The 19,626-nt window shown below is 29.6% G+C and carries 14 protein-coding genes; 4 read left to right on the top strand and 10 right to left on the bottom strand.

Going from position 1 to position 19,626, the window contains the following annotated elements; genetic code table 11:
- Positions 1–21: 21 nt before the first annotated feature.
- From JW646_RS13325 to JW646_RS13295, 7 genes are all read right to left on the bottom strand, one after another.
- Positions 22–282, bottom strand: a complete 261-nt coding sequence (locus JW646_RS13325; RefSeq protein WP_074914905.1) for an HPr family phosphocarrier protein — start codon at positions 280–282, stop codon at positions 22–24.
- 45 nt (positions 283–327) lie between these two features.
- Positions 328–1,578, bottom strand: coding sequence for a patatin-like phospholipase family protein (locus tag JW646_RS13320; protein WP_148556130.1), 1,251 nt, complete (start codon positions 1,576–1,578; stop codon positions 328–330).
- Position 1,579: 1 nt separating this feature from the next.
- The gene (locus JW646_RS13315; protein WP_228415422.1) at positions 1,580–1,924 is read right to left on the bottom strand and encodes a hypothetical protein; all 345 of its coding nucleotides are present in this window, start codon (positions 1,922–1,924) and stop codon (positions 1,580–1,582) included.
- Positions 1,925–1,982: 58 nt separating this feature from the next.
- Positions 1,983–3,752 (bottom strand): Eco57I restriction-modification methylase domain-containing protein, encoded by a 1,770-nt coding sequence (locus JW646_RS13310; protein ID WP_187359171.1) that lies wholly within the window; start codon positions 3,750–3,752, stop codon positions 1,983–1,985.
- A gap of 125 nt (positions 3,753–3,877) precedes the next feature.
- Positions 3,878–4,699 carry a C40 family peptidase gene (locus JW646_RS13305; protein WP_148556129.1) on the bottom strand — a complete coding sequence of 274 codons (822 nt, stop codon included), beginning with the start codon at positions 4,697–4,699 and terminating at the stop codon, positions 3,878–3,880.
- A gap of 169 nt (positions 4,700–4,868) precedes the next feature.
- Positions 4,869–6,146 carry a C40 family peptidase gene (locus JW646_RS13300; protein WP_148556128.1) on the bottom strand — a complete coding sequence of 426 codons (1,278 nt, stop codon included), beginning with the start codon at positions 6,144–6,146 and terminating at the stop codon, positions 4,869–4,871.
- A gap of 248 nt (positions 6,147–6,394) precedes the next feature.
- Positions 6,395–6,829 carry a dUTP diphosphatase gene (locus JW646_RS13295; protein ID WP_074914895.1) on the bottom strand — a complete coding sequence of 145 codons (435 nt, stop codon included), beginning with the start codon at positions 6,827–6,829 and terminating at the stop codon, positions 6,395–6,397.
- A gap of 165 nt (positions 6,830–6,994) precedes the next feature.
- Here JW646_RS13295 and JW646_RS13290 point away from each other — a divergent pair, with 165 nt between their 5' ends.
- Positions 6,995–9,184, top strand: coding sequence for a type IA DNA topoisomerase (locus JW646_RS13290; RefSeq protein ID WP_228415421.1), 2,190 nt, complete (start codon positions 6,995–6,997; stop codon positions 9,182–9,184).
- A 65-nt stretch (positions 9,185–9,249) separates the two neighbouring features.
- Here JW646_RS13290 and pepT read toward each other — a convergent pair whose 3' ends face one another.
- The 3 genes from pepT to JW646_RS13275 form a co-directional block, all read right to left on the bottom strand.
- On the bottom strand, positions 9,250–10,467 hold the full coding sequence (pepT, locus tag JW646_RS13285; protein WP_228415420.1) for a peptidase T: 1,218 nt from the start codon (positions 10,465–10,467) through the stop codon (positions 9,250–9,252).
- 109 nt (positions 10,468–10,576) lie between these two features.
- Positions 10,577–11,956, bottom strand: a complete 1,380-nt coding sequence (locus JW646_RS13280; protein ID WP_074914890.1) for a peptide MFS transporter — start codon at positions 11,954–11,956, stop codon at positions 10,577–10,579.
- 194 nt (positions 11,957–12,150) lie between these two features.
- A complete protein-coding gene (locus tag JW646_RS13275) occupies positions 12,151–13,944 on the bottom strand; it encodes an aminopeptidase P family protein (RefSeq protein ID WP_074914889.1) in 1,794 nt (597 codons plus the stop codon).
- Positions 13,945–14,345: 401 nt separating this feature from the next.
- Between JW646_RS13275 and JW646_RS13270 the strand changes: the two genes are divergently transcribed.
- The 3 genes from JW646_RS13270 to kdpB all read left to right on the top strand — a co-directional run bounded on the left by JW646_RS13270 (position 14,346) and on the right by kdpB (position 19,620).
- Positions 14,346–15,425: a M24 family metallopeptidase gene (locus JW646_RS13270; protein WP_074914887.1), complete on the top strand. Its 1,080-nt coding sequence runs from the start codon at positions 14,346–14,348 to the stop codon at positions 15,423–15,425.
- A gap of 297 nt (positions 15,426–15,722) precedes the next feature.
- Entirely contained in the window at positions 15,723–17,537 is a 1,815-nt protein-coding gene (gene kdpA / locus JW646_RS13265; RefSeq protein ID WP_228415419.1) for a potassium-transporting ATPase subunit KdpA, read from the top strand.
- Between the two features lie 13 nt (positions 17,538–17,550).
- Positions 17,551–19,620, top strand: a complete 2,070-nt coding sequence (gene kdpB, locus JW646_RS13260) for a potassium-transporting ATPase subunit KdpB (RefSeq protein WP_228415418.1) — start codon at positions 17,551–17,553, stop codon at positions 19,618–19,620.
- Positions 19,621–19,626 lie beyond the last annotated feature (6 nt).

The raw sequence follows: 19,626 nt of genomic DNA, 5'->3' as shown, positions 1-19,626 counted from the left end.
TATACCCAGGTTTATATTGGATTATTCACCAAATCCAGATTCTACTAGTTCAACTAATGCATTAACTGCTGCTTCTTCATCTGCACCAGCTGCACATATAGTTACTTCTTCACCTTTTCCAAGTCCTAAACTCATTATTCCCATTATTGATTTAGCGTTTACTACTTTACCTTTGCATTTTACTTCAACTGTTGAAGTGAATTCTGATGCTTTTTTTACAAACATACCAGCTGGTCTTGCATGTAAACCTGTTTCGTTTTTGATTATTACTACTTTTTCCATTTTACAACCTCCAGGCAAATTAAAAAATTTAATTAAATAATTAGCTTATTTTTGTTTATTAAAATCATAAATAATCAAATTAGTGATTATTTTTGCTAATTTACTAGTTGAGTGAGTAACAAGTAACTTGTCATCATTCATTTGTTTATTACAAATTTGGATAACTTTATTAAAATCATAAAGTTCAACCCTATTTATATTATTTTCCTCAAGCTTTCTTTCATATATACTGTAAAAAATATCTTTGTAAGAAGAGTTTTTGTCAATATCTAAAACCTCTATGATTTTAGGTATAACATTTTCCATTAGTGTTCTACGATTTATATCCTTTTTTATATTTAATAAATAGCATAAATCATTTATAGTATCCTTACTCAAATTACATATTTTATTAAAACAATAATCCTCATTATATTTACAGTCAAGATTGAAGAAATAATTAACACCATCATATCTTTTATAAGCTTTCATAGTATCCAGATATCCAAGCTTTATATTTGACTCAATATGATCCTTATCTTTATTAAGAGAACCTCCCAAATATTGAGAGGGTACTATAACTTTTAAATTCAAATCTTGATATCGGTTTATTATCATTTTACCAAGAAAATCATCCACTAATCTAATTACTACTATATCATCATATCCTTTTTGTGCCAACATATTAATTGGTATATTGTCTGAAAACATTCCATCTAGATAAAGTTTATCATCTAGCTTGTCCAATTGAAATATTGGTAGTGATGAGCTAGCTATTAAATAATCTATCAACCTTCCTTCTGGTATGTCCTCTGTATATAGAAGTTTTGGAAATATCTTTCCGTCCCAATATGCTGTAGTTATACCAAAATCAATTTTAGATTTTCTAATTTTATCTTCATCAATTTTTTCTTCTAGTAATTTTCTAAGTGGGCTTATATCTATTCCTTGATTTTTTCTAGCATTATTCATTAGTTCTACAACATCGTGAAAGCTTTTCACCTTCATTTCAAGATTTTTATATCTTTCATAAGTGTCCTCATCTATATTCATAAAGCTTTTATAATCATAGTTTACCCAAATATCTTCCATAGCATCGAAATCTCCCTGAACAATAAGGGCTCCATTTAATGCCCCTATAGAAGTTCCTGCTATTCCAGTAAATTGCATTCCTAAATCTGTTAATGCTCTATATGCGCCTATTTGATAAGCGCCTTTTGTTCCCCCACCTTCTAACACAAGACCTTTTTTCATTTTATCACCTAACTTTTCATGGAGAATATATATATAATAATACATTCTCCATATTTTTTTCATGTTATTTTATAGCCCCTTTAGTGTTTACAACCTTTACTGACTTTAAAAATAATTTCTTTTCAATCGGTTTTAGTGATAAGTTGCTCATTATATAATTTGCTTCATCAACAAGATAAATTTTCTTATATCCTGTTTTTAAGAAAGCCATACATACTGTTCTGATATCATCTTCATCTTCGCATTCGAAAAAAGATGGAGAAACTACTAGTTTATATGATGATGATTTTTTATTTTTCATAGTTTGCTTATAAGTATTTAAAAAATTATTTGCTTCTCTTTTACTTATAAAACCACTTACATCAATACAAACTTTCTTTTCTTCTTCATTTATATTCATATTTATCACTTATCTCACCCCCAAATAATTCATTATTTTATTATATGAATTGTTTAGAGTAAAATTGCTATAAGTTAAGTGATTTATTAATTAATTCGTTAACTTTATTTTGCAGGAAATGGCTTTCATTTTCAAGGTAATTAATTTCCTTATTAATGGCATTTTTTTTACCTTGCAACTTTTCGTTATTTTTAATTGATTCAACTTCTTTTTTTATTGAAATTATTTTTTTACTAATGTCCTCTATTTGACTATAATTCTCATCTTTAAATATTTTTAATTTCATTACTTTATTTGGATAATAATCGTATAATTTGTTTCCCATACCTTTACCTATCATTTTAAAATATCTATCATAGATTTCACTGTTTAATATTCCCACTATATATTCATAAGAAAATACGTTTTCATATTCTTTTTTAATATAAAAAGAGTATACGTCTGCGCTACTAAAATTGTTATTATTATCTATGGCAAATTTGTTGTTAGAGCTCTTGTATGGATACATTATTTTTTTTCTTTCAAATAAACTTTTTTCTCTTCCCCATTGAAGTTCATACCATTTTCTAACTTTCTTAATACATTCCCTTCTGTCTTCCAATTTTCCCCTATACGGTTTAAAACAATTTTCTTCTATATAAGGATAGTCTTGAATTTCCTCAATATCATTTGCATAAATTAACTTTTGATTACTTTGTTCTATTATATATTGATTTACATTTCTATTTTTTATCCATGACTTTAAGAGCTTTTTGTCAATATGTTCTATTCTTTCATCTTCAATATTTAATATAAAGGCTTTATCACAACCAGTTATTATCCCTTGAAAACTTATACAAATATCTTCTAAATTATATTTACTTTTTTGAACTATTCTTTCATAAAGCATTTTGTCTTCATAATTAAGTATTATCCAATTATTCCTTAAATCTACTTGATTAATACTTATTTTTTCACATTTTTCACTATTTAACAATATTTTTAAGTCTTTTATATTTTCAATATTTGTGTTATCTCTTATTTTATATGTAGCTAATATATTGTAGTTAGTTTTTTTCTCCAAAATTGCTATAAGAGGTGCTATCCCTAAATTTTTAAATATATTAACATTCTTTAAATCTATAATTTTTTTTATGTCACAATTACTCCTAAGGTAATCTCTAAGAAGTTTGCCAGATGGACTTTCTAAAAAGTATCTCGGTGTAATAATTCCTATTTTCCCCTCATCACTTATTAAATCTAAAGCTTTTTTATAAAAACAAAAATACATATCAGCTTTATCTTTATAAACATCTTTATATTCCCTTAATAAAAATTTTTTGTATTCCTTATCTAGCATCTTATGTCCTATATACGGTGGGTTTCCTATAATATAATCAAATTTCATATTATAATTTTTTTTTAGAGCGTCTTCACAACTTATGTTGTCTATTGTTGATTGATTTTCTTCATTGTGATTATATGATTTTTTTTTATTTAAGGTTTCTTTTAAAATATTTATGGCATCTTTATCTATATCTACTCCATAAATACATTTATTTATAATATGATCACTTATATTATTGATATAGTTTTCACCGTACGCTTCATTTATTTCATCTATGTTATTTTTTATCAATTTATATATCATATTATATGCTTCTATTAAAAAGTTCCCACATCCACAAGATAAATCTAAAATCTTAGGCTCTGGATTTTTAATTATATTATGATTTTTAAATACTTCTTGTAATATATAGCTAACAATTATTTTGGGTGTATAATAAATACCATTCACCTTTTTGTCATACAAAGATAAACTTTCTTCATATGACTTTGCCAATTCATAGTTATCCATTTGTCTCCCCCCTTACAATTTTTATCCCCTATGTTGAAATTATAGCATATTTGTTTTTTGTATAAATATGTAAATTATAAAGTCTTAATAATTTTAAAACCGCCTCTTTAAAGAGGCGGTCTTAATTATTTTAATACTCTTCTTCCATTAACGAAAGCTTTTGAGTAATAATCACTATTCAATTGAGAAATTACTACTTTACCCTGGCTGGAAGATGCATGTATGAATTCATTATTTCCTGCATAAATTCCTGCATGAGAAATAACATTATCCATAGCTCCTACAGTATCAAAAAACACTAAATCTCCAACTTGTAAATCTTTTTTATTAATATATTTTCCATACGCTCCTTGCTCTTTTGATGAACGTGGTAAATATATTTTTGCTACGTTTTTATATACATACCAAATGAATCCAGAACAATCAAAAGTTTCAGGACCTTCATCTGCCCAAACATACTTTTTACCAATTAAAGTTTTAGCATATTTAATTATCTTCTCTGCACTTACTGAAATAGTAATTTCATTAATATCTGATATTTTATTGCTTAAATAATTACTTGCCACATATCCTTCTTTTCCATTGTATTTTATTTTTGACCATCCATCTGATGTTGATATGACTTCTACTTCCCTTTCCTTCGATATGGTGCCTATAATAGAAGATTTTGTTGAAGGCCCACTTCTAAAATTCAATACACTTACATTAACATACTTTTTAACCTTTTCTACAACTTGTGCTGTTTTGTCACTTAAATACTTACTGGATACAAATCCAAGAGTATCTTTGTACCTAACTAAAGTCCATCCATCTGACTGTGGCACTACTTCAACCTGAGTATTTTTAGGAAGAGATTGTATTATTTTATGATTAGTAGAGGGTCCCTTTCTAAAATTTAAATTGTCCACATTAACTATTTTTATTTTATTATTTACACTTGCACTCATGTTTTCTCTTACAATTTAATATTATAAGATTATCAACTCCTACTGATAATTTTAATAGAAAAAACTCTATTATTGTAAATATATGCAGATTTATAATAATTTGTGTTTGTTTAAATATAATAAAAAATTCATTAAAGCAAAAAACACCTCTAAAAATAGAGGTGTTTTTTTATAATACTCTTCTAGCATTTACAAAAGCTCCGTTATAATAAGAACTCATTTGAGAAATTACAACTTTTCCTTTACTTGATGATGCATGTATAAATTCATTATTTCCTAAATATATTCCAACATGGCTAACATTACCATTATTTGATCCACTTGTATCAAAAAATATTAAGTCTCCAGCTTTTAAATTACTTTTACTTACATAAGTTCCATATTTACTTTGATCCTTTGAGACTCTTGGTAAACTTATATTTGTTGCATTTTTAAATACATAGTAAGTATACCCTGAACAATCAAAGCTACTAGGTCCTTGCGCTCCCCATACATAAGGCTTTCCAAGTAAAGTTTTAGCCATTGATATAACCTTACTTACTGATGAAGATGTTGAATTAGAATCATCAGGAGCATTACTACTTAAATACTCACTTGATACATATCCTGTTTTATTATTATATTTTATTTTTGACCATCCATTTGATGTTGATATTACTCCTATCTTAGTCCCACTTGATAATGTTCCTATTACTGAATAACTTGTTGATGGCCCACTTCTAACATTTAATGTTGAAGTATTTACATATTTTGTTGTTGTATTGTTTGATTCAGGAGCACTACTACTTAAATACTCACTTGATACATATCCTGTTTTGCCATCATATTTTATTTTTGACCATCCATTTGATGTTGATATTACTTCTACCTTAGCTCCACTTGATAGTTTTCCTATTACTGAATAGCTTGTTGATGGTCCACTTCTAAAATTTAATGTTGCAGTATTTACATATTTTGTTGTTGTATTGTTTGATTCAGGAGCACTACTACTTAAATACTTACTTGATACATATCCTGTTTTACCATCATATTTTATTTTTGACCATCCATTTGATGTTGATATTACTTCTACTTTAGTTCCACTTGATAGTTTTCCTATTATTGAGTAACTTGTTGATGGACCACTTCTAAAGTTTAATGATGTAGTATTTACATACTTTGTTGTACTAGACGAATATTTTTCAACGTATTCCCCATAAACATATCCTGTTTTGTTAGAATATTTAACTTTTATCCAGGAACCGCTTTCACCTAAATATTCTACTTTATCACCTTTATTGAACTTTCCAATTGATGAATAACTTGTTGATGGTCCACTTCTAAAGTTTACTGCATCTGCTGTTATAACTCTATATTCAGTATCTGCAAATGCTGTAGTCATTCCTGTATGTAACATAATTGATGATGCTACTAATCCTGTTAAAACATATTTTTTATCAATACTCATAAATATATTATAACCTTTATATAGTTATAATTTACTCAACTCCTCTCACAGTGCCATTTCTATATTGTCAATTTTTAAAGATAACTTTCTTAATAATTATAAATATTACAATTAGTATTATTACAAAAACGTAAGGTTTTGTCCATAAGTTTGAATGTTTTTACATTATTTACATGAGTAATTAACTAATTTTGGGACATAATAATAGGCTAACTATAATTTAGTTAACCTATTATTATGTAAATATATTATTGTTTCCCTGTACTTCCAATTCCACCTCTGTCTTCTGCTTGAAGCTTTTCAACTTCATCAAAAACTATCTTTGGTTGATTTTCTTGTATTCTAAATTGGCATATTCTATCATTTATTTCTATTACTGTATCTCTAAGAGCAAATGCTGGCATAAACCACCAATCATTAGAGCCACAATATGTGTTATCTACGATTCCACAATGATTAGTTTGAATTATTCCAAAGTTTTTAAAAGTACTACTTCTCGGCACTATATGCGCTTCATAACCTTCAGGTAACTCCATAGCTACTCCTAAATGTATTAATTTAAATTCTCCTGCTTTTAATTCTACTTTTTCAGCAGCTCTTAAATCTATCCAATCAGACTTTCCATCTATGTATTCTAATCTTTTTATTTCATCATTAAGATATTGAATTTTTATATTTTCCATGTTGTTATCTCCTTTTAAACTTGTTATTTTTCATCTTACTTTAAAGCACTTTTATATTTTACTACAATATCTAATATTATGTAAGTGTATAAGAATTTAATTTGCAAATACTTGAGTAGTTCCAATATATGTGGTAATATTGTAATGTTCAAAAGGAGGTATGAAATGAAACTTATTTTAGCAGAAAAACCATCTGTTGCTAAAACTATTGCATCCTTTTTAGGTGCAAAAACTAGGCACAATGGATATTTTGAAGGAAATGAATATATCGTCACTTATGCAGTTGGACATTTAGTATCTCTATATGATATGAAAGATTATGATAAAGATAAGTATTCTGGGTCATGGAAAATGGATAATTTTCCATTTATTCCTCAAGATAGATTTAAATTTAAAGTTGAAGCTTCTAAAAAAGATCAATTCAATGTAATTAAGACCTTGTTAAACAGAAATGATGTTGAATATATAATAAATGCAACTGATAATGATAGAGAAGGTGAACTAATATCTTTTTTAATTTTTCTTATGGCAAAAAATAAGAAGCCTGTAAAAAGAATATTAGTTAATGAGTGGACTCCTCAAGATATTACAAAAGGTCTTCAAAATCTTAAAGACGATGAAGAAATGAGAAATTTACAAGCTGCTGGCTATACAAGGCTAATCACAGACTGGCTAATAGGCATAAACTTTACTTCTATAGCCACTCTTAAATATGGAAATGGTAAATTACTAAACATAGGACGTGTTATACTTCCTACTGTAAAACTAGTTTACGATAGAGACATGGAAATCAGAAACTTTGTTCCAAAAGCTTATTATGAAATAGAAGGACATTTTAGATGTAAAAACGGTGAATATAAAGGTAAATTAGTTAAAAATAAAAATAGTAAATTTGATACACCTGAAGAAGCTAAGGTAATAATAGATAGTATTACTTCTAAAGAAGGTATTATAACAGATAAAAAAGTTACTACTTCTAAAGAATATGCTCCTAAATTATTTTCTCTGACTTCACTTCAAGGTTTTATAACTTCTAAGTATAGTAACTTTACATCGGATAAAGTTCTTAGCGTTTGTCAGTCTTTATATGAAGGTAAAGGAAAAGGTGGATATATTACTTATCCAAGAACTGATTCTATTTATTTGGAAGAAAGTTTAGTGGATAAAACTGCTCAAACTTTAGAAAAATTAAAAAAGGGTCTTCCTTACGAAGGTAAAATTAAGTTTACAAAAACAAAAAGAGTTTTTGACTCTTCAAAAGTTGATAGCCATAGTGCCATCACACCTACTTACATAATTCCTACAAATCTAACGCCTGATGAAGCTATTGTTTACAATACTATCAAAGATAGATTTATGGCTAACTTTATGCCACCTGCAGAATATGAAAATACAGAAATTAAAACTGATGTGGATAAAAATATCTTCCTTACTAAAGGAAAGGTGTTAAAAGTTAAAGGTTATTTAGAAGTATATAATAAGGAAGAAAAAGACGACTTACTTCCTATGATGGATAAAAATGAAGTAGTAAAGGTTATTGAAGTAAAACCTATAAGTAAACAAACTACTCCTCCTAAAGCATATACTGAGGATACTTTACTTAAAGCTATGAAAAACTGTGGTAAAAATGTATCTGACGAAGACACTGCTGTATTATCTGGTTATTCCATAGGAACTTCTGCCACTCGTGCTGATGTACTAAAAAAAATCGGTCAAGTTGGGTACGTAGGTAAAAAAGGAAAATCTTATTTTGTAACTGACTTAGGTCAAAACCTAGTAGAAATATTCCCTGTTAAGGAATTATTTGACGTGGATTATACTGGTAAACTAGAAAAAAGTTTAAGTGATATACAAAAAGGTCAGTTTACTAGAAAAGAATATTTAAACAATATAATGAGTTTTATTTGGAATAATGTAAATCTTATTAAATACGATAGACCAAAAAAAATCTCTACAGAAAGTTTCACTTATAATGCAAAAACTAAAAAGTTTGTAAGTGATAAAAAGCTTTCATCCTCTAAAAAATCTGCAAAAAGTGATACTAAGACATCTAAATCCAGTGAAAATACTTCTCTAGGAAAATGTCCTGTTTGCGATGGTGATGTTATGGAAAGTGAAAAAGGATTCTTTTGTACAAATTATAATAATTGTAAATATGGCATATTCAAGGATGATAAATATTTACAATTATTTAAAAAAAAGCCAACAAAAACTATGGTAAAAAGCTTACTTAAAAAAGGTGAGGCTAAAGTAAAATCTATGACTGGTAAGGATGGCAATAAATTTGATGCCATACTAAAATATGAAAAAAACAATAATGGATATTATGGCTGGTTAATAAAAAAAGATTCATAATAAAAATGGAGGAATAAATTATAATATTCATTCCTCCATTTTTCTAATTAACTATTTAAATATAATTACATTTGGGCATATATTTTAACTAATTCTACAGCTATGTCTACAACCTTATCCATTCCTTCTACACTTATATGTTCACAAGCACCATGATAAGCAGCTCCACCTGTCCCTATATTTGGACAAGGTAATCCTTTGAAACTTAATTGTGCTCCATCAGTACCACCACGTATAGCTCCTACTTCAGGTTCTATTCCAACTGCCCTTATAGCTTTTTTAGCATTATCTATTAAGTGCATGCATGGTTCTATTTTTTCTTTCATATTTCTGTATTGTTGCTTTATAGTAAGAGTTACCACACCTTCACCATATTTTTCATTCATAGTTTTTTCTATATTTTTTAAGAATTCATTTCTTGCATCAAATTTATCTGCATCATGATCTCTAACTATGTACACTAATTTTGTATTTTCTACTGATCCTGTAATTTCCATCAAGTGATAGAATCCTTCATATCCTTCAGTAGTAGCTGGAGTTTCAGTAGGTAACATTGAGTTAATTTCCATTCCTATTAACTGAGAGTTTACCATTATATCTTTTGCACTTCCTGGATGAACATTTATACCTTTTATTTCAAATATAGCAGAAGAAGCATTAAAGTTTTCAAATTCTATATGTCCTTCTAACCATCCATCTAAAGTATATGCAAAGTCAGCACCAAATTTTTCAACATCAAAGTTATGAGCTCCAGTCCCTATCTCTTCATCTGGATTAAATCCTATACTTATTTTACCATGAGGTATATTTTCACTTTGGATTCTTTCTATAGCAGTCATTATTTCTGCTATACCAGCTTTATCATCAGCTCCAAGTAAAGTAGTTCCATCAGTAGTTATTAAAGTTCTTCCTTTAAAGTTCTTTAAATGTGGGAAATCAGAAGTTCTTATTACTCTTCCACTATCTCCTAGAACTATATCTTCTCCATCATAATTTTCTATAATCTGAGGTTTTACATTTTGACCGCTTATATCTTCTGAAGTATCTAAGTGAGCTATAAATCCTAATTTAGATTTATCTTCATATCCTTTTGTTGCAGGTAAAGTTCCATAAACATAACATTTATCATCTACATGAGCATCTTCTATTCCTAGTTCCTTCAATTCTTCTACTAATAATTTTGCTAAATCGAATTGACGAGAAGTTGAAGGCACACTTTCACTACTACTATCACTAGTAGTCCATACTTTTACATAATTTAACATTCTTTCATAAGCTCTCATAGTTTCAATCTCCTTCTATTTAAAAATTTATTTTAATTTAATAAAAAACTGGGTTCTGTAACAGCTCAGAACCCAGTTATAATATTTTTATTTTGATATTGTATGATAATTAAGCTACTTTATTTGCGCCATTTTCATTATCATCAGCAACTAATTTGCTTAAGTTTTTATCTAGTGCAAATAATGCTACTGCACAAACAAATAATATTACTGGTATTGCAGTATAAACTGTTATCATATCAAATTGCTTTGTAAAGTTATATATTGCTCCGTGAGTTTTACCAGCTATAAATGTAGCAAAAGTCCAAACTCCCATTAATACTGCTAAGTATTTTTTTGGAGCATATTTACTTACAAATGAGTTTCCAAGTGGAGAGAAGCACATCTCACCTAAACTTAAGAAGAATCCAAATGCTATTATCCATATTATAGAAGCTTTTGCTGTATCTGGAGCACCTATTCCTCTTGTAAATTCAGCTCCAACTAACATTAAGAATGCAACTCCTAAGAAAGCTAATCCTATACCTGTTTTCTTAAATAAAGATAAGTCACCTTGTGGTCTTTGAGATAGTTTGTACCATAAAGCACCTAAAACTGGCCCAAGTGCAATACATAAGAATGCATTTTCTGAGTCAAACCATAATAATGGTACTTCAAAGTTACCAATTGACATATCAACAAATGCTCCACCATAATCATAAACTGCTAGGTAAGTAAGATACCAGAATAACCAGAATATTACTGAAAAAGTAGAAACTAAAACTATAGCCATTACTCTTTTCTTTTCAATTACAGTTAATGGTGCTTTGCTGTCATCTTTATTACTAGTATCTTTTTCTTGACCAGCTAAGAATGGCTTTTTACCATGTTCTCCTAATAGCTTCCATCCTAAAACAAATATTATTGCTCCAACTACCATTATGGCTGCTGAGAATTTAAAGCATGCTGTAAATCCTAAAACATCGCCTTTATTAAATAAATACATATAAGCAAATCCAAAGAAAGTTGTTCCAAAGAAACTACCTATATTTATGAAACTATATTGTGTTGAGAAAGCTGAGTCAAGTTGATCTTGATCTTCAAATAAAGTACCTGTTAATGCAGATAAATTACCTTTAAATAAACCTGTACCTAAAGCAACTAAAGCTATCATTATATTAATTCCTGATATATCTGTAGCATTAGCCCCTACAAAATAACCAGCACCCATTATTAACATCCCTACTGGTATAGCATATCTAGCTCCTAACCATCTATCACAAACCATACCACCAAATATTGGTGCTAAGTAAGTAAATGCAACTAAGTTAGCTACTGCTAAAGCTGCTTGATCTGATGTAAGTCCTAAACCGCCTGTTGCAACGCTTGCTGCAATAAATAATAACAATATTCCCTTACTTCCATAGTATGCTGATCTTTCAAATGAAAAAGCACCTGAGCATAAATAGAAAGCTAAAGGTCTCTTTTTTGATTTAACTGTGTTTTCCATGTTGTCCCCCATTTAATGTATTTTTGTGTATCTTTCATATCAGTCATTTCCAAAGCTGTTAATAAATATGTCTGATTGTCTGTACACAGTTTTATGATAATTATCAAAAATATATTGATAGATATCTTTGATAATTTCAAACTCCTTAAGCTTATTTCAAACTTCTATAACTATTCTGTTTTTAATTTTAAATACTATATTGCTCTTGTATATTCTTTTAACCAGTTTCTTTCTTCTTCATTTAAATAAGGACTGATTGTTTCATATACATTTTTATGATAATCATTTAAATATGATTTTTCTCTTTCAGTCATTAAGCTTGGATTAATTCCATCTAAATCTATTGGACACATAGTTATTGCATCAAATGCCATGAATTGTCCATTTATATTTTTCTCTAGCTTTTTAACAACTAGTTGATTTTCTATACGAATTCCATGAGAACCTTCCATATAAATTCCTGGTTCATTTGTTATAACCATTCCTTCTTCAAAAGGAGTCGTCTCATGTTTTGCAGGTACAATATACCATCTGAATCCAGCTGGTCCTTCATGTACGCTTAACATATATCCAACACCATGTCCTGTTCCACATTTATAGTCAATTCCCATATCCCACATTGGGCCTCTTGCAAGTATATCTAAGTTATATCCTCTACACCCGTGTAGGAACTTAGCCTGAGATAAATTTATCATACCCCTTGCTACTGCAGTATAATGAGTTTTCAATTCCTCAGATATTTCTCCCAATATATATGTTCTTGTTATATCTGTAGTTCCTTCTAAGTAATGACCTCCAGAATCTACTAAGAACATATGCTCTGCTTTTATTTTGTAATCGCTTTCTTCAGTAGCTGCATAATGCATCATGGCAGCATGTTCTTTATAACCTGCTATAGTTTCAAAACTTAAATCAACAAATCCTTCTTGTTCTTTTCTAAGTTGTAATAATTTTTCTGATGCGCTAAGTTCACTAATTTCAATTTTACCTACATTAGTTTTTAACCAGTACATAAATTTAGTACAAGCTACACCATCTTTTATATATGCATTTTCTATATTTTTTAATTCAGTTTTATTTTTCATTGCTTTCATTAAAACTGCAGGATTTTCTATTTCTACTTTTTTAATATTTTCTGAAATATTATTATATAAAGAGTAGTTTACTCTCTCTGGGTCTAGCATTATAATTTCTTTTTCATCTAATTCTTTTATAAAATCATAAACATCATTATATGGTTTTATTTCTATATTAGATTCATTAAATTCTAATTTAACAGAATCATCAAGTTTATTGTCATTAATAAATAAATAAGCTTTATCAAGAGTTATAGCTGCATAAGCTAACACTACTGGTGTATAACTTACATCATTTCCTCTTATATTAAATATCCATGCTACCTCATCTAAAGTTGTTACTACATGAGTTGTTGCACCATTTTCTCTCATTACATTTCTTATTCTATTTATTTTTGATTGAAAGCTTTCTCCAGCATATTTCACATCTAATACGAAAGCCTTTTCTTCTGATAAAGCAGGTCTATTTTCCCAAATGCAATCAATAAGATCTTCGTCATATTTAATGATAACGTTTTTCTTTTCTAATTCTTCTTTAAGTTCTAATCCATCACCGGCTGCTATTAATCTTCCGTCAAAACCTAATTTTCCACCTGTGTTTATATTTTCTATAACAAACTCATTAACAGTTGGTACTCCTTCTTCTCCCATTTTGAATAGGTCTATACCACTTCCTGCCAACTCTTTTTCCGCTTGAATAAAATATCTTCCATCAGTCCATAGTCCAGCTTTTTCTTTAGTTACTACTACAGTTCCTGCTGAACCTTTAAAGCCTGAAATAAATTGTCTAGATTTAAAGTGTTCCCCAACATATTCACTTTGATGATTGTCTGCAGAAGGAATAATGTAAGCATCAATATTTCTGTCTTCCATTATTTTTCTAAGTGCAGATACTCTACTTGCTATACTCATAACTATCCACCCCTAAATATAATATTTCGTAAAACATTTGATATTATGTTGTCTACAAGTCACATACATTTGAATATAATTATTTTATTTGAAATATATATTTGCATTTAACATGTCTTGTCATTTGTAATTATAATATAATCTTAGAATAATTACACTACATATTATTTTTTTTTTATATAAATTTACATTTTTTTGTCACATTACTTCTCATAACTACACACCAATAATAAATTATTAATTTATTAATAATTTAACAGACTTTAAATGTTTTATTTTTTCATGTTTTCAGTGACTAATATTGACTTTATTAGACATGAATACTACAATAATCTTAGTTAATTTAAATATATGAATTTTTAGATTAATTAATTTGTACTTTACAATAGGGGGATTTATTAATGGATCAAATGAAATTACAAAGAATTATTACATCAATGAAGGAAAACAATGTTCCTCAATTAATAGTAGCTGATCCAGCTTCTATATGTTATTTAACAGGCCGTATGTTAAATTGTGGCGAAAGAATGCTTGCTCTTTATCTTGATGTTGAAGGCAATCATAAATTTTTCATAGGTAAATTATTCCCACAGTCTACTCCAATTGAAGGAGCTGAAATAGTTTACTTTGATGATATTGACGATTATGTAGGAATGTTAGCAAACTGCATGAGAGAAAATACTATAGTTGGTATAGATAAAGTTTGGCCAGCTAAGTTCTTATTACCTTTAATGAGCAAATTAAATGCCACTAAATTTATTGATGGATCATTCATAATAGATAACATTCGTCAAATTAAAGATGAAAAAGAACAAGAATTAATGAGAGAAGCTTCAAAATTAAATGATAGCGTTATAGAAAGATTAATGCCTCTTGTTAAAGAAGGTTACACTGAATTAGAAATGGCAGACAAAATTCTAGAAATGTATCTTGAAGGTGGAGCATCAGGTCACTCTTTTGATCCAATAATAGGATATGGTGCTAATGCTGCTGACCCTCACCACGAATCAGACAACTCTAAAGGTAAGTTAGGTGATTCAGTTGTTCTTGACTTAGGTTGTGTAAAAGATGGATACTGCTCTGACATGACTAGAACAGTATTTTTAGGTGAAGTTTCTGAAAAAGGAAGAGAAGTATACGAAGTAGTTAAAGAAGCTAACTTAAGAGGTATAGCTGCTTGTAAACCAGGAAATAGATTCTGCGATGTAGATAATGCTTGTCGTGACTACATAACTGAAAAAGGTTACGGAGAATACTTTACTCATAGAACTGGTCACTCTATAGGAATGGAATGCCATGAGTTCGGTGATGTATCTTCTGTAAATGAAGCTATATTAAAACCAGGTATGATATTCTCAGTTGAGCCAGGTGTTTATTTACCAGGTGAAGTTGGAGTTAGAATAGAAGACTTAGTATTAATAACTGAAGATGGTTGTGAAGTATTAAACAACGTAACTAAAGATTTAATTGTTATAAAATAAATATTACTTTAATTATTTATTATAAAACCAGAGTTTTTCTAGCTCTGGTTTTTTTGTGCATATTTTTAAGCAATTACAGTATTATATTTTTCAAAAACATTTCATATCTTATAAATCTTAATACTATTTTAATACTACTCCTATAAGTCTTAATACATTTTTTAAACCTCAATTCTTATAATTGAATTATAAAAAAAAGGAGGTATAAGAAATGCAAATACTAATTTGGACAATTGGTCTAGTTGCGATAATTTTATTAATTTACTATTTTGTAATTCTTATGGGAGGAGATAAACAATGACATACACAATTTTGCAATATTTAATTTATTTAGTAATTCTTATAGTGCTTGCCATACCACTTGGTTCATATATAGGTAAAGTAATGAATGGAGAAAAAATATTCTTATCAAAACTTTTATATCCATGTGAAAAATTTATTTATAAATTAATGAAAGTTAAAAGTAATGAAGAAATGAACTGGAAAAAATATATCTATTCTGTTTTAACCTTTAATGTAATAGGTTTAATATTTTTATTTCTTCTTCAGCTATTACAAGGTCATTTAATTGGTAACCCTCAAAAGCTACCTGGTGTTCCATGGGATTTATCTTTAAATACAGCTATAAGTTTCATAACAAATACTAACTGGCAAGCCTATAGTGGTGAATCTACTTTAAGTTATCTGACTCAAGCCCTTGGACTTACAGTGCAAAACTTTGTTTCAGCTGCAACAGGCATATCTGTATTATTTGCTCTAATTCGCGGATTTACAAAGGTTAATTCAAAAGGACTTGGTAGCTATTGGGTTGATATGACTAGAATAATACTTTATATTTTAATCCCTCTGAATATAGTTATTTCTGTTGGACTTTTATCTCAAGGTGTTGTTCAAAACTTTAAGTCTGCTGAAACTGTTCAATTAGTTGAACCTATTGCTGTTGACAATGATGGTAATATTATTGAAAATGCAAAAATTGACTTAAAAACTAATACAGTTTCTGTTAATGGAAAAGTAGTTAACAATGCACAAGTTATAGATAAAGAAATTATTCCTCTTGGCCCTGCTGCTAGTCAAGTGGCAATAAAGCAAACCGGTACTAATGGTGGTGGTTTTTATGGAGTGAACTCTGCTCACCCTTTAGAAAACCCAACAATAATTTCTAATTTACTAGAAATGATTTCAATTTTACTTATACCTGCATCTTTATGCTTTACATTTGGTAGAAATGTAAAAAACAAAAAGCAAGGTATTGCAATTTTTATGGCTATGTTTATAGTTCTTGTAATAGCCCTTGGAGCACTAGCTGTATGTGAACAAAATGCTACTCCTCAACTTTCACAAAGTGGTATTGATATGACTACTATAGAACAGTCTGGCGGAAATATGGAAGGTAAAGAATCTCGTTTTGGTATTGCTGCTTCATCTACATGGGCTACATTTACTACAGCTGCTTCCAATGGTTCTGTAAATTCTATGCATGATAGTTATACTCCTCTGGGTGGAATGGTAACCATGTTACTAATGCAACTTGGTGAAGTAATCTTCGGTGGTGTTGGATGTGGATTGTATGGAATGCTAGCTTTTGCCATATTAACTGTATTTATAGCAGGACTTATGGTTGGTAGAACGCCTGAATTTTTAGGTAAAAAAATTGAACCTTACGAAATGAAGTGGTCAGTTCTTACCTGCCTTGCTACTCCTATTGCTATATTAATTGGTAGTGGTATTGCAGCTGTTTGGCCTGGTATTACAGATAGTCTAAACAATGCCGGAGCCCATGGTTTTTCTGAAATACTTTATGCATATTCATCAGTGGGTGGAAATAATGGATCTGCTTTTGCTGGTTTTGGTGCGAATACAGTATTTTTAAATCTTACTTTAGGGTTTTGCATGTTATTTGCTAGATTTATTCCAATGATAGGCATTATGGCTATTGCTGGTAGCTTAGCTCAAAAGAAAAAAATTGCTACTACAGCAGGTACGTTATCAACTACAAATGCCATGTTTGTATTTTTATTAATTATGATTATTTTATTAATTGGTGCCCTTAGCTTTTTCCCAGCATTATCATTAGGACCAATCGCTGAATATTTCAGCTCAATCTTATAGGAGGTGACCTTAATTGAACAATAACACAAAGACTGCTTTTTCAGATAAAAATATGATTAAAAGGGCTATAAAAGATTCATTTACAAAATTAAATCCAAAAACACAAAAGGAAAATCCTGTAATGTTATTGGTTTATATATCTGCCATATTAACTAGTTTGCTTTGGATAGCATCATTATTTGGTATTAAGGATGCTTCACCTGGGTACACATTGTCCATAGCAATAATTCTTTGGTTTACAGTAATATTTGCAAATTTTGCAGAAGCCATAGCTGAAGGTAGAGGTAAAGCTCAAGCAGATACTTTAAGAGCAAGCAAACAGGACGTAAATGCATATAAAATTCTATCTTTAACTGAAAAAGATAATGTAACTGTAGTTGCATCTGCTACTTTAAAAAAAGGTGATTTAGTAATTGTTAAGGCTAATCATCAAGTACCTGCTGATGGTGAAGTAATTGAAGGCGCTGCTTCTGTAGATGAAAGTGCTATAACTGGTGAATCTGCACCAGTTATACGCGAGGCTGGCGGAGATAGAAGTGCTGTTACAGGAGGAACTACAGTAATTTCCGACTGGATAATAATAAAAGTCTCTAACGAAGCAGGAGAAAGCTTTCTTGACAAAATGATTGCCATGGTTGAAGGTGCCTCAAGGAAAAAAACACCTAATGAGATAGCCCTTGAAATATTTCTTGTAGCTCTTTCAATAATATTTATTTTGGTTACTATGTCACTTTATACTTACTCTGATTTTGTTGCAAATCAAGAAGGAATGAATAATCCAACATCTATAACTACATTAGTAGCTTTGCTTGTTTGTTTAGCTCCTACAACAATAGGCGCTCTACTTTCTTCCATCGGTATAGCCGGTATGAGCAGGCTAAACTCTGCAAATGTACTTGCAATGAGCGGTCGTGCCATAGAGGCTGCTGGCGATGTGGATACATTAATGCTTGATAAAACAGGTACTATAACACTTGGTAATCGTCAAGCCAGTGAATTTATTCCTGTAGATGGTAATTATCCTAAAGATTTAGCTGATGCTGCACAATTATCATCTTTAGCTGACGAAACTCCAGAAGGTAGAAGCATAGTAATTCTTGCTAAAGAGCAATTTAATATAAGAGGAAGAAATCTAAATGATAAAGATATTAATTTCATTTCCTTCTCTGCTAAAACTCGTATGAGTGGAGTTGATTATAATGGAGACGAAATTCGTAAAGGTGCTGTAGATGCAATAAAAGACTATGTCTCTCAATTTGGTGGTATATATAGCGATGAATGCGATGAAGTTGTAAGAAAAATATCTAACCAAGGTGGTACTCCATTAATAGTTGCTAAAAATCATAAAATACTTGGGGTAATACATTTAAAAGATATTATAAAAAAAGGCGTAAAAGAAAAGTTTGCTGATTTAAGAAAAATGGGTATTAAAACCATAATGATAACTGGAGATAACCCTCTTACTGCAGCTGCCATATCTGCTGAAGCTGGAGTTGATGATTTTCTTGCAGAGGCTACACCAGAAGGAAAACTAGAATTAATCAGAGAATACCAAAGAAAAGGTCATCTAGTTGCTATGACTGGTGATGGAACAAATGATGCTCCAGCTCTTGCTCAGGCTGATGTTGCTGTTGCTATGAACTCAGGTACACAGGCTGCAAAAGAAGCTGGAAATATGGTTGACTTAGATTCATCACCTACAAAACTTATAGATATAGTTCGCATTGGTAAGCAACTTTTGATGACAAGAGGTAGTCTAACTACTTTTTCTATAGCAAATGACCTGGCAAAATATTTTGCCATAATACCCGCCCTATTTTTAGGCTTGTACCCTCAACTTTCTGCGTTGAATATTATGAACCTTTACAGTCCGCAAAGTGCTGTTTTGTCAGCAATAATATACAATGCTTTAATAATCATTGCTTTGATTCCACTGGCATTAAAAGGTGTTAAATATCGTGAGGTATCTGCTGGCAAATTGCTATCTAGAAATTTATTGGTATATGGACTTGGTGGCGTAATAACTCCATTTATTTTTATAAAAATAATAGATGTGTTATTAACTTCTGTTGGTCTAGTTTAATTTAGT

The organism is Terrisporobacter hibernicus (genome assembly GCF_020809405.1).
GTDB classification, from domain to species: Bacteria; Bacillota; Clostridia; order Peptostreptococcales; family Peptostreptococcaceae; genus Terrisporobacter; species Terrisporobacter petrolearius.
The sequence above is the reverse complement of the archived record's forward strand: the minus strand, read 5'-3'. Positions and strand labels throughout refer to the sequence as shown.

Excerpts from the sequence above, each read along its gene's own strand:
- JW646_RS13325 (WP_074914905.1), bottom strand. The coding sequence starts at position 282 with ATGGAAAAAGTAGTAATAATCAAAAACGAAACAGGTTTACATGCAAGA.
- JW646_RS13320 (WP_148556130.1), bottom strand. The coding sequence starts at position 1,578 with ATGAAAAAAATATGGAGAATGTATTATTATATATATATTCTCCATGAA.
- JW646_RS13310 (WP_187359171.1), bottom strand. The coding sequence starts at position 3,752 with ATGGATAACTATGAATTGGCAAAGTCATATGAAGAAAGTTTATCTTTG.
- JW646_RS13305 (WP_148556129.1), bottom strand. The coding sequence starts at position 4,699 with ATGAGTGCAAGTGTAAATAATAAAATAAAAATAGTTAATGTGGACAAT.
- JW646_RS13300 (WP_148556128.1), bottom strand. The coding sequence starts at position 6,146 with ATGAGTATTGATAAAAAATATGTTTTAACAGGATTAGTAGCATCATCA.
- JW646_RS13295 (WP_074914895.1), bottom strand. The coding sequence starts at position 6,829 with ATGGAAAATATAAAAATTCAATATCTTAATGATGAAATAAAAAGATTA.
- JW646_RS13290 (WP_228415421.1), top strand. The coding sequence starts at position 6,995 with ATGAAACTTATTTTAGCAGAAAAACCATCTGTTGCTAAAACTATTGCA.
- pepT (WP_228415420.1), bottom strand. The coding sequence starts at position 10,467 with ATGAGAGCTTATGAAAGAATGTTAAATTATGTAAAAGTATGGACTACT.
- JW646_RS13280 (WP_074914890.1), bottom strand. The coding sequence starts at position 11,956 with ATGGAAAACACAGTTAAATCAAAAAAGAGACCTTTAGCTTTCTATTTA.
- JW646_RS13275 (WP_074914889.1), bottom strand. The coding sequence starts at position 13,944 with ATGAGTATAGCAAGTAGAGTATCTGCACTTAGAAAAATAATGGAAGAC.
- JW646_RS13270 (WP_074914887.1), top strand. The coding sequence starts at position 14,346 with ATGGATCAAATGAAATTACAAAGAATTATTACATCAATGAAGGAAAAC.
- kdpA (WP_228415419.1), top strand. The coding sequence starts at position 15,723 with ATGACATACACAATTTTGCAATATTTAATTTATTTAGTAATTCTTATA.